Source organism: Solwaraspora sp. WMMA2056, assembly GCF_030345095.1.
Taxonomy (GTDB): Bacteria; Actinomycetota; Actinomycetes; order Mycobacteriales; family Micromonosporaceae; genus Micromonospora_E.
Map to the genome: position 1 here is coordinate 4,825,050 of NZ_CP128360.1, position 21,642 is coordinate 4,846,691.

At 73.0% G+C, this 21,642-nt stretch carries 22 protein-coding genes, 1 pseudogene and 2 riboswitches; of the genes and pseudogenes, 11 read left to right on the forward strand and 12 right to left on the reverse strand.

The genetic code is table 11. The features are described from left to right. The first annotated feature begins 1 nt into the window (after position 1). Positions 2–1,234, forward strand: a complete 1,233-nt coding sequence (locus O7608_RS21730) for a tetratricopeptide repeat protein (RefSeq protein WP_289206362.1) — start codon at positions 2–4, stop codon at positions 1,232–1,234. On the opposite strand, the gene O7608_RS21735 is transcribed toward O7608_RS21730, so the two are convergent. Genes O7608_RS21735 through O7608_RS21745 form a run of 3 tightly spaced genes read right to left on the reverse strand, consistent with a single transcriptional unit; the run spans position 1,193 to position 3,911 of the window. Continuing rightward, entirely contained in the window at positions 1,193–2,032 is an 840-nt protein-coding gene (locus tag O7608_RS21735) for a sugar nucleotide-binding protein (RefSeq protein WP_289206363.1), read from the reverse strand. The two genes, O7608_RS21730 and O7608_RS21735, sit on opposite strands and share 42 nt — an antisense overlap. Before the next feature lie 41 nt (positions 2,033–2,073). After that, positions 2,074–2,748, reverse strand: coding sequence for a response regulator transcription factor (locus tag O7608_RS21740; RefSeq protein WP_289206364.1), 675 nt, complete (start codon positions 2,746–2,748; stop codon positions 2,074–2,076). After that, positions 2,745–3,911, reverse strand: coding sequence for a sensor histidine kinase (locus tag O7608_RS21745; RefSeq protein ID WP_289206365.1), 1,167 nt, complete (start codon positions 3,909–3,911; stop codon positions 2,745–2,747). The genes O7608_RS21740 and O7608_RS21745 overlap by 4 nt, the downstream gene beginning before the upstream one ends. A gap of 131 nt (positions 3,912–4,042) precedes the next feature. Between O7608_RS21745 and O7608_RS21750 the strand changes: the two genes are divergently transcribed. Then, complete coding sequence (locus tag O7608_RS21750; protein WP_289206366.1) at positions 4,043–4,789, forward strand: DUF2306 domain-containing protein; 747 nt, start codon at positions 4,043–4,045, stop codon at positions 4,787–4,789. On the opposite strand, the gene O7608_RS21755 is transcribed toward O7608_RS21750, so the two are convergent. Together O7608_RS21755 and O7608_RS21760 are read right to left on the reverse strand one after the other, a co-directional pair. Continuing rightward, positions 4,755–5,387: an SCO2207 family protein gene (locus tag O7608_RS21755; RefSeq protein ID WP_289206367.1), complete on the reverse strand. Its 633-nt coding sequence runs from the start codon at positions 5,385–5,387 to the stop codon at positions 4,755–4,757. The genes O7608_RS21750 and O7608_RS21755 overlap by 35 nt on opposite strands. A 143-nt stretch (positions 5,388–5,530) precedes the next feature. Then, positions 5,531–5,749 (reverse strand): DUF2277 domain-containing protein, encoded by a 219-nt coding sequence (locus O7608_RS21760; protein WP_289206368.1) that lies wholly within the window; start codon positions 5,747–5,749, stop codon positions 5,531–5,533. A 116-nt stretch (positions 5,750–5,865) separates the two neighbouring features. On the opposite strand from O7608_RS21760, the gene O7608_RS21765 reads away from it, so the two are divergent. Then, a complete protein-coding gene (locus O7608_RS21765) occupies positions 5,866–6,426 on the forward strand; it encodes a TetR/AcrR family transcriptional regulator (RefSeq protein WP_289206369.1) in 561 nt (186 codons plus the stop codon). Positions 6,427–6,460: 34 nt separating this feature from the next. Here O7608_RS21765 and O7608_RS21770 read toward each other — a convergent pair whose 3' ends face one another. Genes O7608_RS21770 through O7608_RS21780 form a run of 3 tightly spaced genes read right to left on the reverse strand, consistent with a single transcriptional unit; the run spans position 6,461 to position 10,481 of the window. After that, positions 6,461–7,861, reverse strand: coding sequence for a cobyrinic acid a,c-diamide synthase CobB (locus O7608_RS21770; protein WP_289206370.1), 1,401 nt, complete (start codon positions 7,859–7,861; stop codon positions 6,461–6,463). Beyond that, positions 7,855–8,457 (reverse strand): cob(I)yrinic acid a,c-diamide adenosyltransferase, encoded by a 603-nt coding sequence (cobO, locus tag O7608_RS21775; protein ID WP_289206371.1) that lies wholly within the window; start codon positions 8,455–8,457, stop codon positions 7,855–7,857. Before cobO ends, O7608_RS21770 begins: the two co-directional genes overlap by 7 nt. Further along, entirely contained in the window at positions 8,457–10,481 is a 2,025-nt protein-coding gene (locus O7608_RS21780) for a VWA domain-containing protein (protein ID WP_289206372.1), read from the reverse strand. Before O7608_RS21780 ends, cobO begins: the two co-directional genes overlap by 1 nt. A gap of 80 nt (positions 10,482–10,561) precedes the next feature. Next, a riboswitch (cobalamin riboswitch) is annotated at positions 10,562–10,689 on the reverse strand. Between the two features lie 112 nt (positions 10,690–10,801). Further along, positions 10,802–10,978: riboswitch (cobalamin riboswitch) on the forward strand. A gap of 32 nt (positions 10,979–11,010) precedes the next feature. On the opposite strand from O7608_RS21780, the gene O7608_RS21785 reads away from it, so the two are divergent. From O7608_RS21785 to O7608_RS21810, 6 genes are all read left to right on the forward strand, one after another. Then, a complete protein-coding gene (locus tag O7608_RS21785) occupies positions 11,011–11,211 on the forward strand; it encodes a CbtB domain-containing protein (RefSeq protein WP_282227508.1) in 201 nt (66 codons plus the stop codon). Between the two features lie 16 nt (positions 11,212–11,227). Continuing rightward, entirely contained in the window at positions 11,228–11,986 is a 759-nt protein-coding gene (locus O7608_RS21790; protein WP_289206373.1) for a CbtA family protein, read from the forward strand. Positions 11,987–12,084: 98 nt separating this feature from the next. Then, positions 12,085–12,375 carry a hypothetical protein gene (locus tag O7608_RS21795; RefSeq protein ID WP_502959136.1) on the forward strand — a complete coding sequence of 97 codons (291 nt, stop codon included), beginning with the start codon at positions 12,085–12,087 and terminating at the stop codon, positions 12,373–12,375. 299 nt (positions 12,376–12,674) lie between these two features. Next, positions 12,675–13,658, forward strand: coding sequence for a helix-turn-helix transcriptional regulator (locus tag O7608_RS21800; RefSeq protein WP_289206374.1), 984 nt, complete (start codon positions 12,675–12,677; stop codon positions 13,656–13,658). Continuing rightward, the gene (locus tag O7608_RS21805) at positions 13,655–14,278 is read left to right on the forward strand and encodes a hypothetical protein (protein ID WP_289206375.1); all 624 of its coding nucleotides are present in this window, start codon (positions 13,655–13,657) and stop codon (positions 14,276–14,278) included. Before O7608_RS21800 ends, O7608_RS21805 begins: the two co-directional genes overlap by 4 nt. Before the next feature lie 30 nt (positions 14,279–14,308). Further along, entirely contained in the window at positions 14,309–14,899 is a 591-nt protein-coding gene (locus O7608_RS21810; RefSeq protein WP_289206376.1) for a hypothetical protein, read from the forward strand. Positions 14,900–14,978: 79 nt separating this feature from the next. On the opposite strand, the gene adhE is transcribed toward O7608_RS21810, so the two are convergent. The 4 genes and pseudogenes from adhE to O7608_RS21830 all read right to left on the reverse strand — a co-directional run. Beyond that, positions 14,979–17,702, reverse strand: a complete 2,724-nt coding sequence (gene adhE, locus O7608_RS21815) for a bifunctional acetaldehyde-CoA/alcohol dehydrogenase (protein WP_289206377.1) — start codon at positions 17,700–17,702, stop codon at positions 14,979–14,981. A gap of 159 nt (positions 17,703–17,861) precedes the next feature. Continuing rightward, positions 17,862–18,650, reverse strand: coding sequence for a helix-hairpin-helix domain-containing protein (locus tag O7608_RS21820; RefSeq protein WP_289206378.1), 789 nt, complete (start codon positions 18,648–18,650; stop codon positions 17,862–17,864). 108 nt (positions 18,651–18,758) lie between these two features. Next, positions 18,759–19,517 (reverse strand): maleylpyruvate isomerase family mycothiol-dependent enzyme, encoded by a 759-nt coding sequence (locus tag O7608_RS21825; RefSeq protein WP_421361214.1) that lies wholly within the window; start codon positions 19,515–19,517, stop codon positions 18,759–18,761. Further along, positions 19,491–19,940 (reverse strand): annotated as a pseudogene (locus tag O7608_RS21830) (ASCH domain-containing protein); the annotation flags it as partial. The pseudogene O7608_RS21830 and the gene O7608_RS21825, both read right to left, overlap by 27 nt. A gap of 116 nt (positions 19,941–20,056) precedes the next feature. Here O7608_RS21830 and O7608_RS21835 point away from each other — a divergent pair. Continuing rightward, positions 20,057–20,590, forward strand: coding sequence for a GNAT family N-acetyltransferase (locus O7608_RS21835; protein ID WP_289206379.1), 534 nt, complete (start codon positions 20,057–20,059; stop codon positions 20,588–20,590). Positions 20,591–20,646: 56 nt separating this feature from the next. Beyond that, positions 20,647–21,639 (forward strand): MerR family transcriptional regulator, encoded by a 993-nt coding sequence (locus O7608_RS21840; RefSeq protein WP_289206380.1) that lies wholly within the window; start codon positions 20,647–20,649, stop codon positions 21,637–21,639. Positions 21,640–21,642 lie beyond the last annotated feature (3 nt).

A 21,642-nucleotide genomic window follows, 5' to 3' on the forward strand; every position in this document is an offset into this window, starting at 1 on the left:
CGTGGCATGGCAGGCGTACGAACAGGGACTGATCTGCCTCGGGCGTCGCGACGTCACCGCTGCCCGGGCCCAGTTCGAATCGGCCGGGGCGGACCCGCGGGCGCTGCTGTTGTTGGGGCGGTTGGCCAACGCCGGTGACGGCGAGCCGGCCGATCCCTCGCGGGCGCGTCGGCTGTACGCGCGGGCCGCGGCACTCGGCAGCGCCGATGCCGCGTACCACCTGGCGGCACTGTACGCCACCGGGCGTGGTGGCGATCGCGACGACGCGGCCGCGCTGACCTGGTACCTGCGCTCGGCCGAGCTGGGCAGCGCCGACGCCCGCCGGATGGTCGGCGTCATGTACGCCCACGGTCAGGGTGTGCCGGCCGACGACGCCGAGGCCGAGCGGCACTGGCGGGCGGCGGCCGCCGGCGGCCAGGCACCGGCGATGCGTGATCTGGGTGCCCTGTACGCGCAGCGCCGGGACGATCCAGCCGAGGCGGCGTTCTGGTATCTGGAGGCCGCGAAGTCCGGCGACAGCACGGTCGGCGAGGAACTGGCACGGCTCGCGCCCCGGCTGCGCGAACGGACGGCGGCCGATCGGCGGGCGCAGACCCTGCTCGGGGTGATCCTGGCCTTCCACCTCGACGATCCGGCCGCCGCGGTGCCGCTGCTGACCGCCTCGGCGGGCCAGGGCGACCCGGTCGCGCAGCGGACCCTCGGCTTCCTGGTCGAACGCGGCATCGGCACCGACCGGGACGCGCACCGGGCCGCCGAGCTGTACCGGTCGGCGGCGGACGCGGGTGACGGCCCGGCCGCGTTCAACCTCGCGGTGCTGCACCCCGACTCCCCCGGGGCGGTGACGTGGCTGCGCCGCGCCGCGACGAACGGCGTCGTCGAGGCGTACCCACGGCTCGGTGACCGACTCAGCGAGCAGGACCTCGACGAGGAGGCCCTGCGCTGGTACGTCCGTGGTGCCGACGCTGGCGACAAGGGCAGCATGCTGGCGGCGGCCTGCTGGTACCGCGACGGCTTCGGCGGTCCGGTCGACCTGGTGCAGGCGCTGCGCTGGTGCCTGGCGATGCTCGACGTCGGCAGTGGTGACGGCATCCACGAGGCCCACGGTTTCGTGGCGCAGATGAGTGTGGACGACATCCACGAGGCCGGTCGGTTGTCCGGCCGGCTGACCGAGGCGGACCTGCTCGCGCAGCGGTCAGCTCCGCCCGGCGGCGAGGAACTCGTGGGCACCACGTAGCCGGGTGGTCAGCCGGTCACGGGTCCGGGCGCAGTCCAGCCGCAGCTCGGCCGGTCCGGGAACACCGCTGGCGGCACGTCGGCCGGTGGGCAACGCCGTGGGGTCGAGGCCGTCTCGGCGGGCGATGAGCACCCCCAGGCGGTGCCGGCTGATCGCGTCCGGACCGGCGACGTGGTGGATCCCGGAGTACGGCGACCCGGCGAGTTCGCGCAGTGCAGCGGCGAGGTCGGCGACGTGCACCGGGCACCGCACGTCGTCGGTGAACAGCACACCGGTGCCGACGCCGGCAGCCAGAGCATGTACGTGTCGCTCGTGGACGGACTCGCCGTACCCGATGATCAGTGACGTCCGGGCGATGACGGCGTCGGGTGTGATCGCCGCGACCGCCGTCTCGGCGGCGGCCTTGGCCGCACCGTACGGCGTCGTCGGGTCCGGTGGGCACGTCTCGTCGTAGGCGTCCGCCGCACCGGCGAAGACCGCGTCGCTGGAGACGTGGACGAGCCGGGCCGCCACCGCCACGGCGGCGTGGGCGACATGGGCACCGCCGTCGGCAGTGCTCGCCCAGTCGCTCTGGCGGTAGGTGGCGTTGACGATCACGTCGGGCCGGGCCATGGCGGCGACACGGGCGACATCGTCACGGATGCGGATGTCGAGCGCGTGCCAGTCGACTCCGGCGCCGAGATCAGCGCTGGGCGGACGGCGGTGGAAGGTCGCGGCCACCCGGTGCCCGGCGCGCCGAGTCTGACGAACGATCTCCCGGCCGAGAAACCCACTGCCACCCACCACGAGAAGCCTCACCCGACCACGGTAGGCCCGGCGGTCCGCCCGCGCGTCGCACGCTACGTCGGACGGTCGAGGCCGGCGCGGACCCGGCCGGTCTCGTACGCCCAGATCGCGACCTCGACCCGGTTGCGGACGCCGAGCTTGGTCATCAGGGCGGCCAGGTGGCTCTTGACCGTGCTGAGGCTGATGTACAGCTCGCCGGCGATCTCGGTGTTGGTGCGGCCCCGGGCGACGGCGACGAGCACCTGCTCCTCGCGGTCGGTCAACGGGTCGAACGGTTGGCGGGCCGGTGCCACCGGACCGGCGGCGGCGAAGGCGCTGAGCAGCCGGGTGGTGACGGCCGGCGCGATGAGCGCGTCACCGGCGGCGGCGGCCCGGACGGCCTGGGTGAGCAGTGCCGTGCCGGCGTCCTTGAGCAGAAACCCCCGGGCGCCCGCGCGCAGCGCCGCGTAGACGTACTCGTCGAGGTCGAAGGTGGTGATGACGACCACGGCGAGCGGGTCGACGACGCCGGGGCCGGCGAGACGACGGGTGGCCTCGATGCCGTCCACATCGGGCATCCGGATGTCGAACAGGCACACGTCCGGACGCAACCGGTGGGCGAGGTCGACCGCCCGGCGGCCGTCGGCCGCCTCGCCGACGACCTCGATGCCCGGCTGGGCGTCGAGAATCATCGTCAGCCCGGTCCGCACGATCTCCTGATCGTCGGCGACGACCACCCGGATGGTCACGTCCCGGCCCGACCGGCCGGGGCCTGGCGGGGCAGGGCCACAGCGACGGTCCAGCCCCGGTCACGGTCCGGGCCGGCGTCGCAGGTGCCGCCGAGCAGGGCCGCCCGCTCGGTCATGCCGACGATGCCGAAGCCGCCGGTGGCGGCGGGCCGCGCCGTGCCGGTGTCGCCGTCGTCGCTGACCCGCAGCCGTACCGCGTCGGCGTCGACGTCGACGCGGACCTCGATCCGGGTGGCGTGCCGGGCATGCCGGCGGGCGTTGGTCACCGACTCCTGGGCCAGCCGGTAGACCGCGGTGGCGACGGTCGACGGAATGTCGTCGACGTCGCCGTGCAGGGTGACGTCGACGACCGGCCCGGGCTGCGCCCGGCTGGCGAGTCGGGCGACGTCGCCGATTCCGGGGTTCGGGGTGAGGTCCGCCGGGCCCAGCTGCCCGGCTGGTTCGCCGTGGCGCAGGCCGCGCACCATCAGCCGCATCTCGGCCAGGGCGCGGGTCGCCTCGGCCTCGATCACAGCCAGCGCGTCGAGCGCCGCCGCCGGGCGGGTCGGCGCCACCGCGATGCCCGCCTGGGCGCGGATCGCCATCGCCGACACGTGGTGGGCCACCGTGTCGTGCAGGTCGCGGGCGAGGCGTTCCCGTTCGGCCAGCTTGGCCTGGTCGAGTTCGCGGGCCCACAGCGTCGCCCGGTACCGCAGGGCGGTGGCCACGGCCATCGCGGCGGAGACCACCACCGTCCCGCCGACCAGGTCGGCGAGGTCGAGGTGGCCCACCGCCGCCGACAGGCCCATCTTGGCCAGGATGATCGCCGTACCGGCCACGATCTGCCGGCCGGAACCCCAGCGGTACAGCGCGTACGGCAGGATCAGCAGGTAGACACCGGTGACCAGCTCCGGTTCGTGGCCGGCCAGCAGCGCGGTGACGGCGGTGACCGGGAAGGCGACGGCGACCATCAGCAGCGGCCTGGTCCGGCGCCAGCACAGCGTCGGCGCCAGCACCAGGGCGACGATCGTCGAGTACGCGGGCGACATCAGGTCGGTGCGCAGCAGCCCTTCGAGGGTCGCCGCGACCCAGACCGCGCCGAGCAGCACCCAGTCCCGCCAGACCCGCGTCGGCGGGTCGGCGACGCGGGGCTCGGCCCACAGCGACCGCAGCAGCGCACGCACACCGCGATCGTACGCAGCGGGCCGCGACGGCGTACCGGCCACAAGTACGACGAGCGGCCCCGTCCAACGGCGGGGACGACGCCGGCCCGCGCGGCGATGACCGCTCGCCGCCCCGCCGCGACGATCGAGGCATGTCCACACCCGTACCGCACCCACGGTCGATGCCCCGGTCCACCGCCCACACCGTCGCGGGCCGATCCTCCCCCGCCAACTGGCTGATCCCCACCGGGTTGGTGCTGCTCAGCCTGGTGCCGGTGGTCGCCGGCAGCCTGCGACTGGTCGAGCTGGTCGGCGGGCCGCCCATCGTGCCCGACGGCGACCGGGTCACCGCTGCCCCGGTGGCGCTGGTGACGCACATCGTCAGTGTCACCGTTTTCAGCCTCGTCGGCGCGTTCCAGTTCGCGCCGGACCTGCGGCGACGCCGCCGGGCCTGGCATCGGGCCGCCGGGCGGGTCCTGGTGGTCTGTGGGTTGCTCACCGCCGGTACCGGCCTGTGGCTGACCCTGTTCCTGCCGCCGGCGGCGGTCGACAGCGAGCTGCTGGTCGTCATCCGGGTGGTGGTGAGTGTGGCGATGGCGGTGTGTGTCGGGGTCGGTTTCCTCGCGGTCCGGCGCCGCGACTTCGCCGCGCACCGGGCCTGGATGATCCGGGGTTACGCGATCGGGATGGGTGCGGGCACCCAGTTCTTCACCCAGCTGGCCTGGCTGGCCGTGGTCGGCCCGGTGACGGCGTCGGGCCGGACCGGCACCATGGCTGCCGGTTGGCTGATCAACGTGGTGGTGGCGGAGTGGGTCGTCCGGCGTCGCGCCGCCGGCTCTCGCCGGCGACGCGACCCGGTACGGGTCAGCGGATCCGCTCGACCACGACCCGCCGGATGACGAACTTGCCCGGTTCCCGGACCTGTTCGAAGGCGGCGTCGTTGAGCAGCACACAGCTGGCCGACGGGCTGGTCACCGTGACGGTGATGCTCCGGTCGTTGTCGAGGTTGGTCACCTTGAGGACGGTGCCGATCGGGAAGGTGCCGCTGGAGGCGGCCGGGGCGGCGTCCTCGTTGAACAGAGTCACCGTCGAGCCGGCGCAGACGACCTCACCGGGCGCCCCGGTGTCCGGCGGCGCGGCACCGGTGTCCGTACCGCCGGGTGGCGCCGGCTGCGGCGCCGCCGGGGTGGCCGGGGCCGCGACCGGGGCGTCGGCCTGTACGTCGGCCGTGCAGCCAGCAGCGGCCCGCCGCTGCTGGATCAGGTCGACGACGGCCTGCCGGTTGGCGATCCGGTCGGCGGACAGAGCATCCGGGTTGGCCCGCTGGTCGGCGATGAAACTGAGATTGTTGCGCAGCGCGGTGTCCAGACCGTCGCAGTTCTCCCCCGCGTTGCCCAGCCCGGTGCCGACCGCCAGTCCGCCGCCGAGCAGGGCGGCTGCCGCGACCCCGATGAACACCTTGCGCGCCCGTCCGCTTCTGACGTCCCACCCGTACATGCACCCGCTCCTCTCGTCGCACGGCTGCGCGAGGCGCAGCCCACCGACCGGTACGGGTGGCGACACTGGGTGGATCTACCGCAGGACTGAAGTTTTGCTTAAGAATCCTCACAGAGGCGGCGGTGCCCCGGCAGACGGCGGGCCTATCGGCCGGCCGGGGCCCGCACCACCAGGCGTTCCAGCAGGTCACGGCTGGCGGCGGCGACGGCGGCCACGGCCGCGTCGAACGCTTCGGCGTTGTGAGCGGCCGGCTGGCGGAAGCCGGAGATCTTCCGTACGTACTGCAGGGCGGCGGCCTCGATGTCGGCGTCGGTCACGTCCGGGGTGTACGGCTCACGCAGGGTCTTGATGCTTCGGCACATGCGCTCCATCGTGCCTGACCCGGCGGCGTCGCGGGACCCCGCGTTGACACCGACGGCTAACGCAATTAGCTTTACAGCTATGGCTGGTAGTTCGACACCTCGTCCCGGCGGCCGGCGTGCCTAGGGTCGGCCTCACCCCGGACGCTCTGGTGGACGCCGCGATCGCTCTCATCGACGAACACGGCGTCGACGCGCTGACGCTCAGCGCGCTCGCCGGCCGGGTCGGTGTCGCCGCCCCGTCGCTCTACAAGCACGTCGGCGGCGGGCTCACCGAACTGCGCGCCCTCGTCGCCGTACGGGTGCTCGACGAGGTCGCCGACGAACTCACCCGGCACACCCTCGGGCTGAGTCGCGACGCCGCCGTCGCCGCACTGATGCGCGCCAGCCGCGGCTACGTCCGCCGGCACCCGGCCCGCTGGGCGGCGATGCCGGCCGACCCGCTGAGCCAGCCGGCCACGGCCGCCGCCGGCACCCGGCTGCTGGAAGTGTTCCTCGCCGTACTGCGCGGCTACGGGCTGGACCCTGCCACGACGGTCCACGCCACCCGCTGCCTGCGGGCGACCGTGCACGGCTTCGTCGCGCTGGAGGTCGCCGGCGGCTTCGGCCTGCCGGAGGACCTGGAGCAGACCTACGACCGGCTCGTCGCCATGGTCGTCGCCAGCCTGCCGCGCGACTGACCGGCGAGCGGACGGGCACGGCGCGGAGCAGCGGTCACCGCCGGCGCGCGGCGGCGACCAGCCGGGCCGCGATCTGCGGCCGCGCGGCCCAGTGCAGATGCAGGTACGACGCGTGCACCCCGGCGGTGACGAAACCCTCCGGCGCGCCACCACGCCACCCCCACGCCGCCGCCACGCCAGCGCGCGGCGACACCTCGGTACGGTGGAACTCATGCCCGGTCAGCCGGCTGCCGACCGGCACCGCCACGCTGTCGGTCAACGCCACCGCGTCGCGGTAGCCGAGGGTCAACCGGGGCGTCATCCGGGCGTCCGCCGGCAGCACCCCGCACATCGGAGCACCGTCGAGGGTGCGGCACAGCCACAGCAGGCCGGCACATTCGGCGACGACCGGCGCTCCGGTGGCGGCGACCGCCGCCACCTGCGAGCGCAACCCGGCGTTGGCGGTCAGCTCACCGGCGTACACCTCGGGGAAGCCGCCGCCGACGACCAGCGCCGCCGTGCCGGCGGGCAGTCGCTCGTCGCGGACCGGATCGACGGTACGCACCTCGGCGCCGGCCGCCGTCAACAGCTCCACGGTCTCCGGGTAGCCGAAACTGAACGCCGGGCCGGCGGCGACCGCCACGACCGGTCGGCGGTCGGTCGGCGCGCACCGCCCGGCAGCCACCGATCCGGCGTCGGCGTCGAGACCGGGGGCGACGGCGCGGACCGCCGCCGCCGGCGACCAGGCGTCGGCCGCCAGCGCGGGTGCGCGGCGCGCCACCGCCGCCACGGCGTCCAGGTCCACCGACGCGGCGACCAGCGTCGCCAACGCGTCGACCGAGGCGCGCGCCTCGACGGTGCGTTCGACCGCCGGCACCAGACCCAGGTGCCGCGACGGGGTGTCGACCGACGGCTGCCGGCGCAGCACGCCGAGCACCGGGGTACCGACCTCCTCACAGGCATCCCGCAGGACCTGCTCGTGCCGGTCGGAACCGACCCGGTTGAGGAGCACCCCGGCGATGTGGACCTGGCCGAACGACCGGAAGCCGTGCACCAGGGCGGCCACCGAACGGCTCTGCCCGGCCGCGTCGACGACCAGCAGTACGGGCGCGGCCAGCAGCGCCGCGACGTGCGCCGTGGAGCCGAGGTCGCCGGCGCCCACCCGGCCGTCGTAGAGACCCATCACACCCTCGACCACGGCCAGGTCGACGCCGGTGGCGCCGTGGGCGAACAGCGGCGCGACGAGGTCCTCGCCGACCAGGACCGGGTCCAGGTTGCGGCCCGGCCGACCGGAGGCGAGCGCGTGGTAGCCGGGATCGATGTAGTCCGGGCCGACCTTGAACCCGGCTACCCGGAGGCCGCGGGCGGCGAAGGCGGCGAGCAGGCCGGTGGCCACCGTGGTCTTGCCGTGGCCGGAACCGGGGGCGGCGATCACCAGCCGGGGTACGGCTACCACTCGATGCCCTGCTGGCCCTTGCGCCCGGCGTCCATCGGATGTTTGACCTTGGTCATCTCGGTGACCAGGTCGGCGAGGTCGATCAGCTCCGGCGCGGCGTTACGGCCGGTGATCACCACATGCTGGCTGCCCGGCCGCTGCCGCAGCACGGACACCACCTCGGCGACGTCGATCCACCCCCAGGTGATCGGATAGGTGAACTCGTCCAGCACGTAGAACCGGTACGCCTCGGCGGCCAGATCCCGCCGGATCTGCGCCCAGCCTTCGGCGGCCTCGGCGGCGTGGTCGCGTTCGGTGCCGGGGCGCTGGATCCAGGACCAGCCCTCCCCCATCTTGTGCCAGGTCACCGGCGCTCCCTGGCCCGAGGCACCGAGGGTACGCAGGGCCGCCTCCTCGCCTACCTTCCACTTCGGAGACTTGACGAACTGGTAGACCACCACCGGCCAGCCGGCCGACCAGGCCCGCAACGCCATGCCGAACGCCGCCGTCGACTTGCCCTTACCCGGCCCGGTGTGCACGGCGAGCACCGGCTGGCGACGCCGGGCCCGGGTGGTCAGCCCGTCGTCGGGGACATGTTCCGGTTTACCCTGTGGCATCAGGCAGCCCTCCGCCGGTCGTGGACCTGTGAACCCGCCGCCGACAGCGCGGCCAGCGGCAGCCACTGCGCGGTGAAGCCGGCAGCGAGCCGGCGGGCCAGACCGAGCCGCACCGGGCCGGCCTCGCAGTCGAGCACCACCATCGGGGTGCCGGCGAGCAACGGCACCAGCGTCGTCGGATCCGGGCCGGCAGTCGCCCGCCCGTCGGTGACCAGCAGAACCAGCGGCCGGCGACGCGGATCCCGACGGCGCTCGGCGGCGACGGTGGTCGCGGCGGCGCGCAACCCGGCGGCAATGGGGGTACGCCCCCCGGTGCGCAGCTGCGCCAACCGGGTGACAGCGACCTCGTGGCTGCTGGTCGGCGGCAGCACCAGGTCGGCACCCGTACCCCGAAAGGTGATCATCCCGACCCGGTCACGCCGGTGGTACGCGTCGCGCAGCAGCGACAGCACGGCGGTCTTGACCACGCTCATCCGGTGCCGGGCCGCCATCGATCCCGAGGCGTCGACCACGAACAGGATCAGATTCGCCTCCGTGCCGACGAAGCGGGCCTGACGCAGATCGGCGGGGACGATCCGCCGGCCACCACGCGACGCGGTGGCCCGCACCGTGGCCGGCAGATGCAGGGCCGGCGCCCGTCCGGTCGGGGCCGTGTCGCCGACCAGCCGGCCCCGGTCCGCGTGGGCGACCGACCGCCGGCCGGGTGTGCCGCCGTCGCCGAGTCCGGGCAGCCTCAGCGTCCGGGGCCGGTACGCCGGGCCGGCCGCCGCCGGGGCGGTCGCCGATCCGGCTGTGCTGTCGTCGTCGCGGTCGGCACCCTCCCGGCCGGCACGGCTCTGACCTTCACGGCCGTCGCGGCGGGCACCCTCCTGGCCGTCGTGGCCTTCACCGTCACGGCCGTCGCCGCCGCCGTCGGCCGCCTGCGGTGGGGGTCCGTCCGCGCGGGTCGGCGGCGTACCGTCCGGCGGTGCGGGACGTCCCGGGGGCGGAGGTGCGGGGTCCGGATCGTCGTCGGGACACTCGTCACGCAACACCTCGTCGAGACGCTGCGCGTCGGCACCGGGCGGATCCAGCGGATCCCGTCGCCGCCGGTGTGGCAGGGCCAGCCGTGCGGCGTCGGCGACCTCGGCGGCGCTGACCGCCGGCAGGTCACGCCAGGCGGCCAGGGCCACGGCGGCACGGGCCATCACGATGTCCGCCCGCAGCCCGTCCACCTGGTACGCCAGACAGATCCGGGCGATCCGGTCGATCTCCGCGTCCGGCAGGGTCACCGCCGGCAGGGCGGACCGCGCCACGCGTACCCGCTGTGCGAGGTCGTCGTCGGCGGACCGCCAGCGGGCCGCGAAGGCCGCCGGGTCGGCCTCGTACGCCAGCCGCCGACGCACCACCTCGGCCCGGTCGGCCACCTGCGTCGGCGCGGTCACCGAGACGACCAACCCGAAGCGGTCCAACAGCTGCGGGCGCGGCTCCCCCTCCTCCGGGTTCATCGTGCCGACCAGCAGGAACCGGGCGGCGTGGCTGACCGACACCCCGTCGCGTTCGACGTGCGCGCGACCCATGGCCGCCGCGTCCAGCAGCAAATCGACCAGGTGGTCCGGCAGCAGGTTGACCTCGTCGACGTAGAGCAGGCCCCGGTGCGCGGCGGCGAGCAGCCCCGGCTCGTACGCCTTCACCCCGGCGCTGAGTACCCGCTGAATGTCCAACGTCCCGACCACCCGGTCCTCGGTGGCACCGACCGGCAACTCGACCAGCGCCGCCGGCCCGCGTCGGGCGGTGATCGGCCCAGTGTGCGGACCATCGGGGCAGGCCGGGTCGGTGGCCGCCGGGTCGCAGCCGAACCGGCAGCCGGCGACCCGATCGACCGGCGGCAGCAGGCTGGCCAGGGCCCGGACCATCGTCGACTTCGCGGTGCCCTTCTCGCCACGGATCAGCACCCCGCCGATGCCGGGGTGCACCGCCGCGAGCAGCAGGGCCTGCCGCAGCTCGGGCAGGCCGACGATGGCGGTGAACGGGTACGGCGTCATGCCGGGCACCGACTGGTGCGCATGGTGAATCCCTTCCGCGGGTGTCCACGCCCGCGTGCCGGTGGACCAGGGAGCGGCCGGAGTCTCCTGGCTGCCGGATCGACATCACGTCCCGAGCCTTCCCGCCGTCGTGGCAGTGGCTGTCTCATGGGGACGTGACTCCCCGGTCACAGTGGCGGGACCGCCCCGGATTCGCACCGGGTTCCTCCGCGTACCGCTCGTGCCGGCCATGCTCCCCCACCACTCGGGTCACCGTCAATGTGGCCCCGGTCCCTGCGCTGGTCGTGGCGGTGGGCATTGTCCGGCCGGGCGGACCGGCGGTACGCTGCGCGGGCCACGGTGTTCGGGAAGCCGGTGTGATTCCGGCGTGGTCCTCGCCACTGTGACCGGGGAGTGTCCGTTCCACCACGCCACTGGGCCGACGAAGACGGCTTGGGAAGGCGGGACGGCCGCGACGATCCGGGAGCCAGGAGACCGGCCGTGGCACGCACCGCATCGCCACGAGGCATGGACGAGAGGATTCCCTGGCATGACTGCACCTTCTGTCGGCGGCGAGGTCACCACCCCCGCCATCCGCGTACCGCTGGCCGGCTGGCTGCTGGCCGCCGTCGCGGCGGTCGTCATCTACCTGGTCGCGCAGGACAACGGGCTGGTGCTGGCCGGCGCCGCCGAGTTCGTGCACGAGTTCACCCACGACGGCCGGCACGCCCTCGGCGTCCCGTGCCACTGAGCGGGGGTCGGCTCACATGAGCGGTCACCCGTTCGGCACCGTACTGCGTCGTGGTCTGCTCGCCGGGCTCGCCGCCGGGGTGGCCGGCGCGGCGGCGGCCCTGCTGATCGTCGAACCCCGGATCGAATCGGCGCTGGTCGTCGAGGAGGGCCGGGCCGCGCCGGGCGGCGGCGGGCACGGCCACGAGGAGGAACTGGTCAGCCGGGGCGTGCAGGTCCTCGGTGGACTCGTCGCGACCGTCGCGGTCGAGGTCTGCCTGGCGGTGATCGTCGCCGTGGTCTTCGGCGCGACCCGGCACCTGCTGCCCGGCCGCGACGACTTCCGCCGGGTCGGGCTGCTGGCCGGGCTCGGCTTCGTCGTGGTGGCGTTGCTGCCGGCCATCCGTTTCCCGGCGAACCCGCCCGGCGTCGGTGACCCCGACACCGTCAACCAACGCACCGGCCAGTACCTGTCGTTCATCGTCGCGGCGGCGGCGGTCACCTGGCTGGCTCTGCTGGTGCACCGGCGGCTGGCCGCCTGGTCGCGGCCCGCGCCGTACCGGGCCGTGGTCGCGACGGTCGTCGCCGTCGTCGGCTACACGCTGCTGCTGACGCTCTGGCCGGCAACCGGCGTCGAGGTGCCGGGCGACATCCCGGCGGCGCTGCTGTGGGAGTTCCGCCTGGCGTCACTGGCACAGCTCGCCACGATGTGGACGGTCCTCGGGGTGGTGTTCGGGCTGCTGCTCACCCCCGCCCGCGCCGGCCACCGGCGGCCGGTCACCGCCGACGTCGCGTGACGGAGGGTGCCGACGCCGCACGTACACCACTGGGGCAGTCGGCCCGGGTGACGGTCTGCCGGGGATGCTGTTGCGGTACCCGCCGCAAGCACCCCGACGTGGACCATGACCGCCAGCTCGACGTTCTGCGCACGGCCGGAGCGGTGCAGGTGTCAGAGTGCCTGAATGCCTGCGACCGGTCCAACGTGGTCGTGGTCCAGCCGGCACCACTGGCGCGTCTGCTGGGGGCCCGGCCGGTCTGGCTGGGCGGGGTGCTCGACGACGCGGCGGTGTCCGCCGTCGCGCGGTGGGTCACCGCCGGCGGACCGGGGCTGGCCGCGCCTCCCGACCAACTCACCGGGCTGCGGTTCGCCGCCCCCCGGTGGGGCAGGTCGACCCCGGAGTCCTGACGACGTCGCGCCGTCGCCGGCCGCCGTTGCCTGCCAGCCGCGCCGCCGTTGCTTGCCAGCCGAGTGGTCGCGGCTGGCAAGCAACGCCCCCGAACGTTCACCTGCCTGCACGACGGTCGTCCGTCCCGGGCGGTTGCGGCAAGTTCCGTCCCGAACTGGTTGCATGATTGTGCAACCGCCCCGAGCCGTGGGCTTCTCCACGACCGCATGGCTGTGTTGAGCTGATGTCTGTGACACGGGGAACGCGGACCATCACGACACACGACGCGACGGCGGTTCCACAGCTGACCAGGTGGGGCGTGTCGCCCGACGCCGACCTCGTCTTCCGGGCGCTGACCATGTTCGGCGCACGCGACGACGAGGAACTCGCTCACGAGCTGGGATTGGCACGCAAACGGGTCAAGGTCGCACTCGACGAGCTGACCAGCTGGTCGGCGGCGGGGGTGGCGGCTGGCGGCCGGTGGCGAGCGGCACCGGCCGGCACGGTCCTCGCCCGGCTACGCCAGCCCACCCGACCGGTACGGCGGCGCGACATCTGGCGCCAGCACTTCCGTGCGATGCACGGCATCGACCTGCCCGGCCCGGACGACCCGACGGTACGCCGCCTGGTCAGCCGGGCCGCCGCCCGGGACCGGGTGCAGCGGCTGGTCGCCGCCGAACGGCACGAACATCTGACCATCAACACCGAGGTGATCAGCGCGGCGGCCTCGGCGGCCGCGCTTCCGCTGGACCGTCGGCAGGTGGAACGCGGCGTCCGGGTCCGGGTGCTGCAGCGACCACCCACTGTCGACGACCACAGTCTCCATCATCTGGCCCAGCTCGACACCGCCGACCCCGAACGGGTCCGGGAGCTGCCCGATCCACCGATCAAACTGCTGGTGTACGACCGCCGGATCGCCCTGTTCCCCGTTGATCCGCTCAATTTCGAAGCGGGGTACGTGGAGACCGCGGACGCGGTCGCCGTCGACCAGTTGTGCGCGTTGTTCGACCGTTTGTGGGCGCAGGCACGCCGGTCCGGTCCAGGAGGGAGACCTGCGATCACACTCACCCCGCGAGAGCAGGCGCTGGTCGCGCTCCTCGCTTCCGGACACACCGACGCCTCCGCCGCCGAGGAGCTGCGGCTGAGTCTACGGACCGTGGCGTACACGATGCGCAACCTGATGGACCGCCTCGGTGTCGAGAACCGCTTCCAACTGGCGATCCTGCTCGGTGCCTCGGGTACCGCACCGCTGCCGCCCGTACGCCGAACGCAGCCGGCCGGCCCGACCGAGGAGGAGGCATGACGATGGGGCCTGCTCGTGCCCGGGTCGCAGCGTTCCTGGTCATCGGCCTCGCCACGCTGACTGTCATCGCGATGACCGGCATCGGCACGGCGTCGATCATCCCGACCCCGATCGGCTCGCTGTCCCCGGTGACCAGTCAGCCGGTCACGGTTGTCCCGACCGCCGGCGGCCACCAGTGGATCACCGCGCCGTGCGCCCACGCCAGCTTCGGCGACGTCGGGCACGATCCACAGCTCGGCATGCACATCGACGTGTCGGCGACGACCTGTACGCCGTACAAGCTGGACAGCGCGTTCGCGGTCGCCACTTTTCGGAACGACCGCGATGTCAGCTTCGTCCACGGACATCAACTGGTGCCGTACTCGCCCACCGGCGACACCTCGCTGTGGGTCCTGATCCGTCCGGCGACCCCCACTGGTTCGGCGGTGTGCCTGCTACGGACCAGCACCGCGCGGCTCGACTGCGTCAAGATCGTCTCCGCTGGGCAATCGATGCCGGAGGTGGAGCCGGTCGCGGTGGACGACCCGTTGGTCGACCGCGCCGTCATCTTCGACGGCAGCCCACGGCCGGAGGGCCATCCGATGCCCGGCTGCGCCAACTGCGTCGAGGCGCCGTCCTGAGCACTGACAGCGAACCACGAAGGAGTCACAGTGATTCGGAGCATCCGCCAGGCGGTTCTCTGGCTGACTGGTGTCGTGCTCGTGGTGGCTACGGCGATGCCCGGGCCAGCTACCGCTGAGGCGTTGGCACCCGATGCATCCACGGCTGGGGTGCCCGGCCTCAAGGATCCGCCACCACCGCACATCGACCCGTGGATTCCGGCTACGTGCGCCACCGCCGAATTCGATCAGGCCTACGTCGATCCGCCGCAGGGCGGCTTGGTCCTGGGTACGGTGACCCGCTGCGGAACGTACATAACCGACAGCAAGTACGCTCTGGCGGTCTACTGGCCCGACGAGATCCCGGTCGTCTACACCTCGCAGCTGAGAAGTTTCCTCGTCGACCGTCCCACCATCGGCGTCCAACTCCTCGTCGGCAACGGACCCGTCGCCGACGGTGTCGGGGTGTGCGCGCTGCTCACGAGCAACGTCAGGATGGGCTGCGCCCGGCTCAGCGAGGGCCCCGACGGCCTCGTCGTCGAGTCCATCCCGGTCAACGATCCGCTGGTGCTGGCTACAGCGACGGTGATCTACGACGGAACACCGGACGTGCCGGACCCCGGCTGCGCCAACTGCGTCTGACGGCACCGGCACCGGCACCGGCGATGCTGTCGGGCCGGACCACCGCGCGGGTGGCCCGGCCCGGCAGCACGGCACATGGTCAGCCTGACTGACGTGCCGTGTCGGCACCGGTGACCGGGCCGGCTGCGCCGGTCTCGGTGTCCGGCCGGGTCTCGTTGTCGGTGCCGCTCGTGCCGTAGTAGGCGGTCCGCATGAGCTGTTGCATGTCGTCGAGCATCGGCATCCGTGGGTTGGCCGGCGCGCACTGGTCCTCGTACGCGTTGACCGCCTGCTGCGGCAGGCTGGCCAGGAACGACGCCTCGTCGACCCCGACGGCCTGGAATGACGGCTCGATGCCGACCGCGTCGCGCAACCGTTCGACGGCGGCCGCGTACGACTCGACGCCCTCAGCTGGGGTGGCCGCCGGCAGGCCGAGCATCCGGGCGATCTCCTGGAAGCGTTCCGGAGCCCGGTAGTTCTCGTACTTCGGCCAGCCGGACAGCTTGCCGGGGCGGGCCCCGTTGTACCGGATCACGTGCGGCATCAGGATCGCGTTGGTCCGGCCGTGGGCGATGTGGAACGTCGCGCCGAGGGTGTGCGACATGGCGTGCACGATGCCGAGGAAGGCGTTGCCGAACGCCATCCCGGCGATCGTCCCGGCGTTGTGCATCTTCTCCCTGGCCTCGGGGTCGGCGCCACCGTGCCGCACCGCCCGCTCCAGGTGGGCGAAGATCAGCCGGATCGCCTGCAGGGCGAGCCCGTCGGTGTAGTCGTTGGCGTACACGGACACGTACGACTCGGTGGCGTGGGTCAGCGCGTCGAATCCGCTGTCGGCGGTGACCACCGGTGGCAGGTCGGCGGCGAGCACCGGGTCGATGATCGCCACGTTCGGGGTGAGCGCGTAGTCGGCCAGCGGGTACTTCTTACCGGTCACCGTGTCGGTGATCACCGCGAACGGGGTGACCTCGGCCCCGGTCCCCGATGTGGTCGGAATGCAGACCAGCTTGGCCAGCTCACCCGGTGCAGGGAAGGTGAACGCCCGCTTGCGGATGTCGAAGAACTTCTCCCGCATGTCGGCGAAGACCACCCCGGGGTGTTCGTAGCGCAGCCACATCACCTTGGCCGCGTCCATCACCGAGCCGCCGCCGAGGGCGATGATGGTGTCCGGGCGGAAGTGACGCATCTGCTCGGCACCGGCATCGACGGTACGGATGCTCGGCTCCGGCTCGACGGTGTCGATGATCTGCAGCGCCACCCGCTGCGCCCGGCCCTGCAGCACGGTCAGGACCCGGTCGACGAACCCGAGCCGGGTCATCGTCGCGTCGGTGACCACGGTGACCCGGTGCACGTCCGGCATGTCGGCCAGGTACCGGATCGCGTGCGGTTCGAAGTAGATCTTCGGCGGCACCTTGAACCACTGCAGGTTGTTCGTCCGCCGGGCCACCCGTTTGATGTTGAGCAGGTTCACCGCAGTCACGTTGTTCGACACCGAGTTGCGCCCGTAGCTGCCGCAGCCCAGGGTCAGCGACGGTGCGATCGCGTTGTACATGTCACCGATCGCACCCTGCGAGGCCGGAGCGTTCCAGATGATCCGTACCGCCTTGACCCGGCGGCCGAACTCCTCGGCGAGGGCGGCGTCGCTGGTATGGATGACGGCGCTGTGGCCGAGGCCGTGGAACTCGACCATCTGTTCGGCGTACCGGATGCCGGTGGCGTGCCCGTCGGCGCGCAGCACCGCCAGCACCGGGCAGAGCTTCTCCCGGGTCAACGGCTCGGCCGGGCCGACCTCGTCGACCTCGACCAGGATGATCGACGTGTCGGCGGGCACCGTGAAGCCCGCTTGCTGGGCGATCCAGACCGGCGACTGCCCGACGACGGCCGGGTTGAGCGCGGCCCCGGCGCAGCCCGCCGAGCCGGCGGCGACCCCGAACAGCAGCTCCTCCAGTTGGCGTTTCTGCTGCGGGGTCGCCCGGTGCGCGTGCAGCGTGGCGAACTCGGCCATCGCCGGTTCGTAGATCTCGTCGTCGACGATGACCGCCTGCTCGGAGGCGCAGACCATGCCGTTGTCGAACGACTTGGACAGCACCACGTCGTTGACGGCCCGGGCCAGTTTCGCCGTCCGCTCCAGGTACGCCGGGACGTTGCCGGCGCCGACGCCCAGCGCTGGCTTGCCGGCCGAGTACGCCGCCCGGACCATGCCGTTGCCGCCGGTGGCCAGGATCAGCGCGACCCCGTCGTGGCGCATCAACGCGCCGGTGGCCTCGACCGACGGGTGCTCGATCCACTGGATGCAGTGGGCCGGCGCACCGGCGGCGATCGCCGCGTCGCGGACCACCCGGGCCGCTTCGGCGCTGCACCGTTGGGCGGCCGGGTGGAAGGCGAAGATGATCGGGTTGCGGGTCTTCAACGCCAGCAGGGCCTTGAAGATGGTCGTCGACGTCGGGTTGGTGACCGGGGTGACCCCGCAGATCACGCCGACGGGTTCGGCGATCTCGACGATGCCGCTGATGTCGTCGCGACCGACCACACCGACGGTCTTCAACGTCGCCATGCTGTGCGTGACGTGTTCGCAGGCGAAGATGTTCTTCACCGCTTTGTCCTCGAAGACGCCGCGGCCGGTTTCCTGCACCGCCATCCGGGCGAGGTCGCTGTGGCGACCGAGCGCGGCGACCGATGCCTTTCCGACGATCGTGTCGATCCGCTCCTGATCGAACTCTGCGTAGTCGTCGAGCGCCTTGGACGCCGCCGCCACGAGGGCGTCGATCGCGATCTGCGTCTCGGTCGACACGGCCGGCTTCGTGGACACCTGGACGCCTGCGGTCATTTCCGATCACCTCGTTCGGTCAGCACCGGCGGCACCTTGCCGCCGGTGCTCACCCTCATCGTCACTCCGGACGGTGATCGCGCGCTGCCGCCGTACGTCCCCGGTCGTCGGGACCTAGGTCACCGGTTCCACCCGCACCCCGGTGACCGGTCGCGGCGGTCAGGTGCCGGACCGCGCCGCCGCGAGCTCCCGCGCCCGGGCCGGCCAGCTCGGCAGGCTCGCGGTGGCCCGGACGCCGGCGGCGCGCACCGCCGCACGCAGGGTCGCCTCGTCGGTCGCGCCCAGCTCGTCGTACGTACGGATGCCGGCGGACTGCAGGGCGGCGGCCATCTTCGGCCCGATGCCCTCGATCCGACGGAAGTCGTCGGCGGGTCCGGAATCCACAGTCGCCGGGGCGGTGAGCGGGGCCGGCTCGACGACGGCCGGCTCAGCGGCGGCAACTGGCTCGACGACGGCCGGCTCAGCGGCAGCGTCGACCGGCGCAGGCTCCACGACCGCTGGCTCGGGTTCTACGACGGCGACCGGCTCAGGCGCGGCTGCCACCGGCTGCGGCTCGACGGCGGGCACAGACTCGGCGACCACCGGCTCCGCCGCCGCCGGCTCGGTCTCGATCGGCGCGGACTCGGCACGTGGCGACGGCACCGTCACATCGGGCGTCGCTGCCGGTTCCGCCGTGGACGTCGAGTCGACGGTGGTCGTCGCGGCGGGGGCGGTCTCCGTGGTCGGCTGGGGATCCGGGCCGTCAGCGGCTGCCGTCGCCGCTGGAGTGTCGACAGGTGCCGGGGTGTCGACAGCCGCCGGGGTGTCGGCCGTCGACTTCCCGGGCCCGGCGGGTGGCTCGGCGGTGCCCGCGGCTGCGGACCGGCGGCTCATCACGAGCCAACCGGCGACCGCACCGAGCAGCACGACGACCAGCAGAATCAGTACGTTTCCGAGGGACCAGTCCACGGCAACCTCCAGCGGCAAAAAGTCAGAATTGCGAAAGGGTCTCGTTGTGGCCTTGCCGCTGTCAAACTACGGGCAGCGGCAGGACGTGACGAGGGCAGGGATGCTTCGCTACTCTTCGCCGACTGTCGAGGAACGGTGCGTACCGCCGAAGTACGGCGCGCGAACGCCGGCTGGTCGCACCGCCGACGAATCAGCCGGGGCCAGACCGACCCGGCCGGTGACGGCCCGTAGCAGATGTGCCCGGTCCCATCCGCGTGCCGCGCGCACCGGTGCCAGCGTGGTGCCCGCCGCCAGAGCCACCACCAGGTCGGCCGCCGCGTCGGTCAGCCACGGATTGACACCGAGGCCGTCGGCGAGGTCGACACCGTGGACGGCCAACTCGACGACCCGGGTGGCCTGGAAGTCGGTCAGGGTCATCGGATCACCGTGCCGGGTGACGACCAGCCGGTCCATCGGTGCGGCCGCGACGTGCGCGGTGGCGCTCGCCGTCCGGGCCGCGAGCTCGTCGACCGCGCCGTCGACCGTCCGGGCCGCCGCCCACCGCTGGGCGTCGACGACCCGGGCCCCGTCCACGTCGGGACGGAACCGGGCATCCGCCACGTAGTAGCCGATCGCGTCCACCAGGCCGCCGGGACCGGCGGTAGGCCCGTCGCAGGCAAGCATCTCCACGGTACGGAACGACGCAATCACCGTGTGTCCCAGCAGTTCCTTCACCGTCCATGGCGCACACCGGGTCGGCCGGTCGAAATGTGTCGCCGGGACCGTCCGCAGCGCGTCGACCATCGCCCGGCTCTCCGCCGCGTAGGCGGCCGCCACTTCGTCGGCCCGCCAGATCCGCTGCACCACCCGGAACCGTTCGGCCACCACCATGGTCCGGTCGTCGACGGTGAAGGTGTCGTCACCCAGTGCTGCCCGCATCGGCGCCGACTGCCAGAAGCCGACGTGCGCCCGACGCCAGGCGGCCACGTCGGCGAACCCTTCGCCCTCGTCCACGGCGTGCGCCAGGTCCACCTCGGCCAACGGGACCACCCGTACACCGGTGGTTTCCAGCACCGCGCACGGCCGGTCCGCCGAATCCACCAGGACGGACCGGTCCCCGGGCAGCGGCAGCGGCTCGTCGTCGTGCTCGTACTCACGCAGCAGTCCGGACGTCGCGGTCTTCGCGCCGGTGAGGATCGCCGCGACCAGTCGGTCCCGCAGCGGCCCGGGGAACGCGAACTGCGCGGGCGGCAGATCATCGTGCCGACCCGGTACGTCCTGGCCGGCGCCACGGCCCGCCTCGGCTGTCACAGCGGCAGTCTACTGACGGCCGGTGTCACCGGTCCCGCCCCCGCAGTGCACCGGCGCTTCCCGGGTGGTCCCGCAATTGACGTGACGGCCCGCGCCCGGTGCGCCACGATGTCCCCGTGACGACGACCGGATCGCGCGCGGTGACGCTGCACCCGATGACCCAGGCCGAGTACGACGTACGTATTCCCGCGCTGATCGCCGGCTATGCCGGCAGCCTGCTGCGGTCCGGGCGGGCGACGACCGCGACGGCGCTGGCCGAGTCGCGCCGTCAGCACGCCGAGCTGCTGCCCGACGGGCTCGCGACCGAGCGAATGCTCTTCCTGGTGGCCCGGTCGGCGGGTGCCGACGACGCACCACCGGTCGGCTGGATCTGGGTGGGACTGCCCGGTCCGGCCGAGCCGGAACGGCCCGCCTGGATCTACGACATCGAGGTCGACGCGGCGCAGCGCGGCAACGGGTACGGCCGGGCGCTGCTGGCCGCCGTGGAACCGCTGTTGGCGGCGCGCGGAGTGACCCGGCTCGGGCTCAACGTCTTCGCGGACAATCCGGTGGCCCGCCGGCTCTACGAATCGGCCGGGTACGCGGTCACCGCCCAGCAGATGGTCAAACCGATCGGGTCCACCTCCGCAGCGCCAGCCGAGGAGGCGTGACGGCACCGCGCGCCGGGCTTGCATCTCAAGCCGCTTGAGGTCGCATAGTTGGCGTCGTGGACATGAACGAGCTCTATCCCATCGGGGATGTCGCCCGGCGCACCGGTCTGAGTGTCAGCGCCGTCCGCTACTACGCCGACGCCGGTGTCGTCACGCCGGCCGCCAGTACCCCGGGCGGCCACCGGCTGTACGACGTGTCGGCGATCGCCAGGCTGGAGCTGGTCCGCACGCTGCGGGAACTCGACGCCGGCCTGGACGAGATCCGGCGGGTGCTGGCCGGCGAGGCGACGCTGCGCGAGCTGGCCACCACCCACCTGGCCCTGCTGACTCAGCAGGAGGCACGGCTGCGTAGCCGTCGCGCGGTGCTCTCCACCATCCTCCGGCAGGGATCCACCGCCGAGCAGGTGACGCTGATGCACAAGCTGGCCGGCATGTCCGACGAGGAGCGCGACCGGCTGATCGAGGAGTTCTGGGTCGAGGTCTCCACCGGCTGGGAGCCGCCGGAGCGGATGATGCAGTGGTGGCGGTCGGCCCACCCGAAGCTGCCGGACCATCCCACCACGGCCCAGCTGGAGGCGTGGATCGAGCTGGCCGAGCTGGTCCGCGATCCGGAGATCCGACAGGCCGTACGCCGTGACCTGTACAAGGTGTGCACCACCGGAGCCGGGCCGTTGATGACCTCCGGACCGATGTTGGACCGTCTGGAAGCGGCCACCCCGATCGGCCAGGCGGCGATGGACGCCGCGCGCGAACAGGTCCCGCCGGACTCGCCGCAGGGGCGGGAGATCGCCGACCGGTGGATGGGGTGGCTGACCACCGTCTTCGCGACACCGGACAGCCCGGGGATACCGGACACACCCGAGTTCCGGATCCAGACGGCCGACCACATGCTGACCGGTGCGGAGTGGGACCGTACGCCGCCGGACCCGCCCGGTCCGCTCGACCGGTACATGGCGCTGGTCACCACCGTGAACGGCGTGGAGCCCGAACGGTTCCCGTTCGAGTGGCTGGCCGACGCGCTTCGCGCGTCCGCCCTACCGGCCCGTTGATCG